This window comes from Marinobacter sp., from assembly GCF_041686475.1.
Lineage (GTDB): Bacteria > Pseudomonadota > Gammaproteobacteria > Pseudomonadales > Oleiphilaceae > Marinobacter.
Genome location: NZ_JAWLDU010000032.1, coordinates 30,027 through 36,818, shown reverse-complemented (window position 1 = coordinate 36,818; position 6,792 = coordinate 30,027). Strand labels below are relative to the sequence as shown.

Annotated in this window: 6 protein-coding genes; all 6 read right to left on the bottom strand. The window is 59.5% G+C overall.

Going from position 1 to position 6,792, the window contains the following annotated elements:
• Positions 1-69: 69 nt before the first annotated feature.
• The gene (locus ACESMB_RS09290) at positions 70-855 is read right to left on the bottom strand and encodes a chemotaxis protein CheW (RefSeq protein WP_372925090.1); all 786 of its coding nucleotides are present in this window, start codon (positions 853-855) and stop codon (positions 70-72) included.
• Positions 848-1,645, bottom strand: coding sequence for a ParA family protein (locus tag ACESMB_RS09285; protein ID WP_372925089.1), 798 nt, complete (start codon positions 1,643-1,645; stop codon positions 848-850). The genes ACESMB_RS09290 and ACESMB_RS09285 overlap by 8 nt, the downstream gene beginning before the upstream one ends.
• Before the next feature lie 197 nt (positions 1,646-1,842).
• Complete coding sequence (gene motD, locus ACESMB_RS09280) at positions 1,843-2,625, bottom strand: flagellar motor protein MotD (protein WP_372925088.1); 783 nt, start codon at positions 2,623-2,625, stop codon at positions 1,843-1,845.
• A gap of 28 nt (positions 2,626-2,653) precedes the next feature.
• Entirely contained in the window at positions 2,654-3,391 is a 738-nt protein-coding gene (locus ACESMB_RS09275) for a flagellar motor protein (protein ID WP_372925087.1), read from the bottom strand.
• Complete coding sequence (locus ACESMB_RS09270; RefSeq protein ID WP_372971387.1) at positions 3,391-4,536, bottom strand: chemotaxis response regulator protein-glutamate methylesterase; 1,146 nt, start codon at positions 4,534-4,536, stop codon at positions 3,391-3,393. Before ACESMB_RS09270 ends, ACESMB_RS09275 begins: the two co-directional genes overlap by 1 nt.
• A 49-nt stretch (positions 4,537-4,585) precedes the next feature.
• Positions 4,586-6,727: a chemotaxis protein CheW gene (locus tag ACESMB_RS09265; protein ID WP_372971386.1), complete on the bottom strand. Its 2,142-nt coding sequence runs from the start codon at positions 6,725-6,727 to the stop codon at positions 4,586-4,588.
• Positions 6,728-6,792: the final 65 nt, after the last annotated feature.

Sequence of the window (6,792 nt, the reverse complement as noted above, 5' to 3'; positions counted from 1 at the left end):
GCCCAATACTATAGTTAAGGGCACAAACCGTGCCAGCACAGCACGGTTTCATTCAGTAACCGGAGTTTGCTAGCTGAGATCGAGGTGTTGTTCACGCTCGGCCCGGACCAGCAGATCCGCCATGGTTTTTACGTCGATCAATGCGCACATGTGGTCGACCACCGTTCCCGCCAACCATGGCCGCTTGCTGCGGGCCGTACGCCAGCGCACTTCATCCGGCTTGAGGGTAAAAGACTGGGCCACGTCATCGCAGGCCAGCCCCCAGTCGCTGCTATCCAGACGAATCACGAAGCGGTAGTTGTCCCTGGCATCAGCCGGAGCCCGGCCAGCCATGATCCATTCCGCGGTATCCACCACCCGAAGGTTGTGGTCGCGGTCCGGTCGCATGCCCATATACCAGCGCGGACTTCCGGGAATCGGCTTGACCGGCTCTTCAATACGGTGAATGGCCCCCAAAAGGATCAGGGGCACTGCCAGTTGCAGACCGGCGACGGTAAAGATAAGACATTCGAAAGGCTTGTCGGACCACTCCGGCCGGCCCGGTGGCTCTGATGCCGGTGGCGTCGGAATATCGGCGGCCTTCTGTTCCTCTGGCTGATGGTATTCAGCCTCGGGCGATTTCTCCGCTTCCGGCATAACCGGCTTCGGACTTTCAACCTTTGTTTCCGCGGATGGCCTGGCCACTACACGGGCAGGCCTCGGCGCCACGCGGGCACGCTCACGTCGGACCGGTTTTGACGGCGGCTCCGGCTCTTCCTGCCGGCTGGTGCCCGTTGCCGTGTGCAGCAACTCATCCAGATAGCTGGCGATGGCCGATGTGGGATCGGCAACCTGCGTCAATTTCTTGTCAGGCATGCCGGCGCTCCGCTACTGAGCCAGTGATTTCCTGCAGGTCCTTCAACAGATGCACATAGGCCCTGACACCGTGGGTCTCCCTGTCCATGGAGGACGGTGTTCTACCCGCCTGGCTGGCATCACGGAATTTGGTATCCACGGGAATGGCAAAACGCCAGAGAGAGTCGGCATGGGTTTTACGCAATTGATTAAGGCTTTTGACCGAGGCCTGTGTCCGCCGGTCAAACAGTGTCGGCACAATAGTATAGGAAAGCTGGTTCTTCTGAGAGCGCATGATCATGGTGAGCGTGTGCAACATACGCTCGAGACCCTTGATAGCCAGAAACTCGGTCTGCACCGGAATGATCAGGTGCTGAGCAGCGGCAAGCGCATTCACCATCAGAACCCCCAGGGAGGGCGTGTTATCCAGCAGCACGTAATCAAAATCATCCCACAACTGGGCCAACGATCGGGATATGATCAACCCCATGCCTTCAACACCCACCATTCGGCGCTCAAGAGTAGCCAGTGCGGTGCTGGCCGGCAGCAGGGACAGGCCCTGGCAACTGGTCTCGGTGATCAGTTGCGCAGGCAGGCCTTCCGGCACCTTGCCCTGGTGCTGGAACAGGTCGAAAACGCTGTGGGCTATGGTGTCCGGGTCATACCCGAACCAGCTGGTCAGTGACCCATGGGGGTCCAGGTCTACCACCAGCACGCGCTTCCCGCTTTCCGCCAGCAGACCGCCCAAAGCCACAACCGACGTGGTTTTTCCCACACCGCCCTTCTGATTGGCTACTGCCCAGATTCGCACGCTGCATTCTCCAGAAATATCAGTTCCGGAAACACCGGAAACCATACCGATATATCGGCCATCATCCGCTCAACTTGAAGACAATTCGGCAACGGATTGCCGCCATTAAAGATGTACGGGGGTCAATACAGATATTGTGCCAACTTGCCTCTCAGGGGCTTCCAGCATCACCTGACAAGTGGCTGACTTACAGGCTTTTACCGCATAGCGCCGCGAATACTGGCGTCGCGGGAAACCAGAAGTACCACGCGGCGGTTACGTCGCCTCCCCTCTTCGGTGTCGTTGCGGGCAACCGGCTGGTATTCACCATAGCCGACTGCTGCCAGGCGCTCGGCTTCAACACCTTCCATCGACAGCATGCGAACAATCGCTGCCGCCCTGGCCGTGGACAGTTCCCAGTTTGAGGGAAAGGCATTGGTCCGAATGGGGAGATCATCGGTAAAACCTTCCACCCGGACGGCATTATCCCGGTTGCGGAGCACGCCCGCGATCTTCTCCACCACTTCAAAGGCATCGTAATGTGGTTCGGCATCACCGCTGCCAAACAGCAGGCTGTTGCGCAGACTCAGCTCCAGCCATTCATCGCTGGTTTCCAGCGTGACCACTCCCTGGTTGATCAGCTCGTCAAATTCAAGGGCAAGCTGGTCGGCCATGGCCCGCAGCGCCTCAGTGCGCCCCTCCTCGCTCATGGCCGGATTCTGCGGTGATTCGGTCACCGGGGGATCAATCACATCTTCCGCTGCCCGGGGGGGAGACCGACGGGGCTGGTCGCCCACTTCGATGGGCTGGAAGGAACGCTGGGGGGCATTGAAAACACCGGTCATGGTTTCCGAAAGCACCTTGTACTTGCCCTCATTCACCGAGGATACGGAATACATCACCACGAAAAAGGCGAACAGCAGGGTAATGAAGTCGGCATAGGAGATCAGCCAGCGTTCCTTGTTATGAAGGTCATCGTCCTGCCGTCTGCGCCGCCTCATGAGCCCTCCGGATTCCACAACACCGGCACTACAGGAAGCCCCGCAGGCGCAGTTCGATGGATTTGGGGTTCTCGCCCTCGGCGATGGCAATGATGCCGTCGATCATCATGTCCTCGTAACGGGTGCGCTCCCGGAGGATGCCCCGCAACTTGTTGGCAACCGGGAAGAACAGCAGGTTTGCCAGCGCGACACCGTAAATGGTGGCCACGAAGGCCGTCGCTATGCCGCTACCGAGCGACTGGGGGTCCTCCAGGTTGGTCATTACCTGGATCAGCCCCATCACCGCGCCAATAATACCGATGGTCGGTGAATAGCCTCCCATGGCTTCAAACACCCGGGCAGATTCCATGTCCCGCTGTTCCCGGGATTCCAGGTCCACCTCCATGATGCTGCGGATGGTTTCGGTTTCGGCGCCATCCACCAGCAACTGGAGCCCCTTGCGGGCAAAGCGCTCGGATTCCTTATCCGCCAGGCCCTCCAGCCCCAGAAGCCCCTGCTTGCGGGCTTTTACACTCCAGTCGATAACCTTGCCAATGCCGTCTTCCAGGCTGATATAGGGAGGAAAGAATACCCAGCGGGCCTGTGAAACCGCCCTTTTCAACAGCGGCCATGAGGTCTGGAGGATGGTCGCTGCGAGCGTCCCGCCGATCACAATCAACGCTGCCGGCCCGTTAAACAGGGAGCTGACAGCACCCCCCTCCAGCAGATTTCCGCCAAGAATGGCGACAAACGCAAGAATAACGCCCAGCAGGCTGAGAATATCCATCAGCTCACCCCGTCAGCCAGGCGGGGACCGATGTCATCAAGGGCAAGCACTTCGTCCGTCAGACCAGCCCTTGCAACTGCCATGGGCATGCCATAGATCACCGACGTTTTCTCATCCTGGGACCAGATACCAGAACCGCTCTGTTTCATCAGCCGGCAGCCTTCCTTGCCGTCCGCCCCCATCCCAGTAAGAATCACCCCCAGCGTTTTACCCGGGAAGCTGCGTGCCAGCGAACCGAAAGTAACGTCGACACAAGGCTTGTAGTTCAAACGGTCATCACCGGGCAGGATACGCACCCGGCCCTGCCCGCCACGGTTCTCGATCATCATCTGTTTGCCGCCCGGTGCCAGCAGCGCCAGCCCCGGTTTCAGCATGTCACCATCGGCAGCCTGGCGGACTTCAATCCGGCAGAGCTTGTTCAGGCGTTCAGCGAACGCGGGGGTAAAGCTTGCGGGCATATGCTGGACCAGCACCAATGGTGCAGGAAATCCCGCAGGCAGGGCCGTCAGTACACGTTGCAACGCAACCGGTCCACCGGTTGAGGTGCCAATGGCCACAACGCTGTAGTGCTTTGCCGGCCCGCGGCGGTGGGAAGGCCGGGGTGGCGCCTGCGGTTCCGGTGCCGGACGTGGCGTTGCGCGCGCACGCTCGGTGCGGGGGCTGACCGGTGCGGCAGGTTTTTCTGCGACGGGCCGCGCCGCCGGGGCTGGAGCCACAGCCGGTGAAGGAGCGGGTTTTGCCCCCGGCCGGCTGCCTGCGACATCCAGTATGCGATCGATCAGAATCTTCTGGAGCTGGCTGGAGTCCCTGGCAATTTCCTCGAAATTCTTGGGCAGGAAATCCACGGCGCCGGCTTCAAGCGCATCCAGGGTAACCCTCGCGCCCTCGTAGGTCAGTGAGGAAAACATCAGTACCGGGATGGGATGCCGTTTCATGATCTCGCGAACCGCGGAAATGCCATCCATTACCGGCATCTCGTAGTCCATGGTGATGACGTCCGGCCTCAGCTTTTCGGCAAGCTCCACACCCTCACGTCCATTGGTGGCAGCGCCTACCACCTTGATCTGACCGGACGCGGTCAGGATTTCCGTCAGTCGCTTGCGGAAGAAACCTGAATCATCAACGACCAGGACAGAAACCGTCATCCATTTCTCCTAAAACAGTACCTGTTGCAGAATGACAGCTGAAAACATGTCAGCCGTAATTCTGCAGCAGGCTCGGAACGTCGATTATGAGTGCAATACGGCCGTCACCCGTGATGGTTGCTCCCGCCATGCCCGGTGTTCCCTGCAGCGCGCGGCCAAGAGGCTTGATCACCACCTCTTCCTGGCCGATCAGCTGATCAACCACGAAGCCGACACGACGGGTACCCATGGCAACAATCACCACATGGGCATTCTCGGGCTCGGGCTCTCCCGCAGCGCCCCTCACCAGCCAACGCTTGATATGGAACAGCGGGAACACCTTGTCCCGCACCACGATACATTCGCGGCCGTCGACAATGTTCTTCTTGCTCAGGTCGAGGTGGAAAATCTCCACCACGTTCACCAGCGGCAAGGCAAAGGACTGGTCGCCAAGCATGATCATCAGCGTGGGCATGATGGCCAGCGTCAGCGGCACCTTGATGATGATGCGGGAGCCCTTGCCCAGCTCGGACTCCACGTTCAGCTGACCGTTCAGCTGGCCGATCTTGGTCTTGACCACGTCCATGCCTACGCCACGACCGGACACGTCGGAAATCTGGTCCTTGGTGGAAAAACCGGCCGCGAAAATCAGGTTGTAGCATTCGGCATTGGTCAGCCGGTCGGCGGCATCCTGCTCGTAGATACCCTTTTCGACCGCTTTCCGCCTCAGTACGTCCGGATCCATCCCGGCACCGTCATCCTCGATGGACAACAGAATATGGTCACCTTCCTGTTCCGCCGATAGGGTGACTGTGCCCTGACGGGGCTTGCCGGCTTTGTCGCGGACATCCGGCTCTTCGATACCATGATCAACCGAGTTGCGAACCAGATGAACCAGCGGATCGGACAGAGCCTCCACCAGGTTCTTGTCGAGATCAGTGTCCTCACCATGCATCTCAAGATGAATTTCTTTCTTGAGATTTCGCGCCAGATCACGGACCACCCTGGGGAAGCGCCCGAAAACCTTCTTGATGGGCTGCATCCGCGTTGCCATCACCGCGGACTGAAGGTCGGTAGTAACCACATCCAGATTGGAGACGGCCTTGTGCATGTGCTCGTCTTCGCTCTGGGCACCCAGACGCTGCAAGCGGTTGCGTACCAGCACCAGTTCCCCGACCATGTTCATGATGTCGTCAAGGCGCTTGGTATCGACCCGCACCGAGGTCTCCGCTACCGGCGCATTGGCATCCCGGGAAGGCATCGCTGGCGCAGCAGAGGTTGCCCCACCCTTGCTGTCGGCTGGCGCCTTTGCGCGCTTGTCAGGCGACTCGGCAGGCCTGTCGGTTTCAGTACTCGCGGATTTTGCCGCCGGTTGACTGTCAGCAGGCGCCGACGACGCTTTTGCAGCATCAGCCGTGGGGCTGCCACCCTTGCCATGCAGGTCGTCCAGCAGCTTTTCAAACTCGTCGTCCGAAATCAGTTCATCACCACTGCTGTTCGCGGTTTCGTCTGCGACATCGGGCTTCAGGTCATCAGTTTTGTCTGTTTCCGGCGGGCCGGAGAACTGGCCCTTGCCGTGCAGCTGGTCCAGCAACGCTTCGAATTCGTCATCGGAGATTTCGTCATCCCCACCCGAGCCATCCCCGGCGGTGGACTGGCCGTTATCGCCGGGGGTGGCCGCGGCGCTGCTTTTCTCGTCTTCGAGGGCGTCCAGCAGCTGTTCGAATTCATCGTCGGTAATATCGCCGTTGTCGCCGTGTGCGCTGGCCTCTTTCGCCGAATCAGGCTGCTCAGTTGCCACTCTCGCGGCCGGTGCCTCGGCCTCTGGTTTGGCCAGCGCATCCAGTGCAGCAATCAGCTCATCGGGAGCGGGTGTGGGCTCCTCATGGTGGCGAACCTGTTCGAACATGGCGTTGACGTGGTCCAGGGCTTCCAGCACAACGTCCATCAGCTCGGAGTCCACCTTGCGCTTGTGGTTACGCAGGATGTCGAACACGTTCTCCGCGGAATGGCAGCAATTAACCAGGGCATCCAGCTGGAGGAAACCGGCACCGCCCTTTACCGTATGAAAGCCACGGAAAATGGCGTTGAGCAGATCACTGTCATCGGGATGTTGCTCAAGATCGACCAGTTGCTCGGACAGCTTTTCGAGTATCTCGCCTGCCTCAACAAGGAAGTCCTGCAGAATCTCTTCGTCGGCATCTAACGCCATGGATTACCCTCTTTTACTCAGAAACCGAGACTGGACAGAAGATCATCAACATCGTCCTGGCCCGA